The sequence below is a fragment of the Saccharopolyspora sp. NPDC050642 genome (genome assembly GCF_040654735.1).
GTDB classification, from domain to species: domain Bacteria; phylum Actinomycetota; class Actinomycetes; order Mycobacteriales; family Pseudonocardiaceae; genus Saccharopolyspora; species Saccharopolyspora elongata.
The window spans coordinates 1-1,851 of sequence record NZ_JBFAIN010000088.1 but is presented as its reverse complement, the minus strand read 5'-3'; the positions used below and the strand labels follow the sequence as shown (position 1 = coordinate 1,851).

Annotated in this window: 1 rRNA gene (only partly in view); it reads left to right on the top strand. The window is 57.1% G+C overall.

What is annotated here, in order from left to right:
- Window positions 1–1,808: ribosomal RNA gene (locus AB0H93_RS44160) — 23S ribosomal RNA — on the top strand (it extends 1,345 nt beyond the left edge of the window).
- Window positions 1,809–1,851 lie beyond the last annotated feature (43 nt).

Here is a 1,851-nt window from a genome sequence, read left to right as displayed (position 1 = left end):
CTGGGTAGGGGAGCGTCCTGCACGCGGTGAAGCGGCACTGTGAGGTGTCGTGGAGTGTGTGGGAGTGAGAATGCAGGCATGAGTAGCGAGTGAAGAGTGAGAATCTCTTCCGCCGGATGACCAAGGGTTCCTGGGGAAGGTTCGTCCGCCCAGGGTGAGTCGGGGCCTAAGGCGAGGCCGACAGGCGTAGTCGATGGATAACGGGTTGATATTCCCGTACCCGTGTGGACGCGTCCATAGCGAAACGGTTGATACTAACCATCCGTCTGCTGTGTGAGTCTTCGGACGAGCGTGGTGGGTGCATGGGGCCTGATTCCGCGGTAGTTAAGTGATGGGGTGACGCAGGAGGGTAGCTCTGCCAGTGAGTGGTTGTACTGGTGTAAGCCTGTAGCCCGGTGTGTAGGTAAATCCGCACACCATGTGGGTGAGGGGTGATGCGTAGCCGTTGTGGTGATGTGAGTGATCCCATGCTGTCGAGAAAAGCCTCTAGCGAGTGTCTTCACGGCCCGTACCCGAAACCGACACAGGTGGTCAGGTAGAGAATACCGAGGCGGTCGGGTGAACTGTGGTTAAGGAATTCGGCAAATTGCCCCCGTAACTTTGGGAGAAGGGGGGCCACTGCTGGTGAACCTGCTTGCCGGGGGAGCTGGTGGTGGTCGCAGAGGCCAGGGAGAAGCGACTGTTTACTAAAAACACAGGTCCATGCGAAGCCGTAAGGCGATGTATATGGACTGACGCCTGCCCGGTGCTGGAACGTTAAGAGGACCCGTGAACCCTTTGGGGTGTAGCGGAGAATTTAAGCGCCAGTAAACGGCGGTGGTAACTATAACCATCCTAAGGTAGCGAAATTCCTTGTCGGGTAAGTTCCGACCTGCACGAATGGCGTAACGACTTCTCCGCTGTCTCGACCACAGGCCCGGTGAAATTGCAGTACGAGTAAAGATGCTCGTTTCGCGCGGCAGGACGGAAAGACCCCGGGACCTTTACTATAGCTTGGTATTGGTGTTTGGTTCGGCTTGTGTAGGATAGGTGGGAGACTGTGAAGCATTCACGCTAGTGGGTGTGGAGTCGTTGGTGAAATACCACTCTGGTCGTTCCGGGCATCTAACTCGGGTCCGTGATCCGGATCGGGGACAGTGCCTGGTGGGTAGTTTAACTGGGGCGGTTGCCTCCTAAAGGGTAACGGAGGCGCCCAAAGGTTCCCTCAGCCTGGTTGGCAATCAGGTGTTGAGTGTAAGTGTATAAGGGAGCTTGACTGTGAGACTGACGGGTCGAGCAGGTGCGAAAGCAGGGACTAGTGATCCGGCACTGGCTGGTGGAAGCGGTGTCGCTCAACGGATAAAAGGTACCCCGGGGATAACAGGCTGATCTTGCCCAAGAGTCCATATCGACGGCATGGTTTGGCACCTCGATGTCGGCTCGTCGCATCCTGGGGCTGGAGTTGGTCCCAAGGGTTGGGCTGTTCGCCCATTAAAGCGGCACGCGAGCTGGGTTTAGAACGTCGTGAGACAGTTCGGTCCCTATCCGCCGCGCGCGTAGGAGACTTGCGGAAGGCTGTCCCTAGTACGAGAGGACCGGGACGGACGAACCTCTGGTGTGCCAGTCGTTCTGCCAAGGGCGTGGCTGGTTGGCTATGTTCGGGAGGGATAACCGCTGAAAGCATCTAAGCGGGAAGCCTGTTCCTAGATGAGGTCTCCCACCCCTTTGTGGGTTAAGGCCCCCAAGAGATGATTGGGTTGACAGGCCAGATATGGAAGCACTGTAAGGTGTGGAGTTGACTGGTGCTGATAGGCCGAGGACTTGCTCACGAAGATTGCTACGCACCCACTATACGGTTTCTGAGGCAGCAAC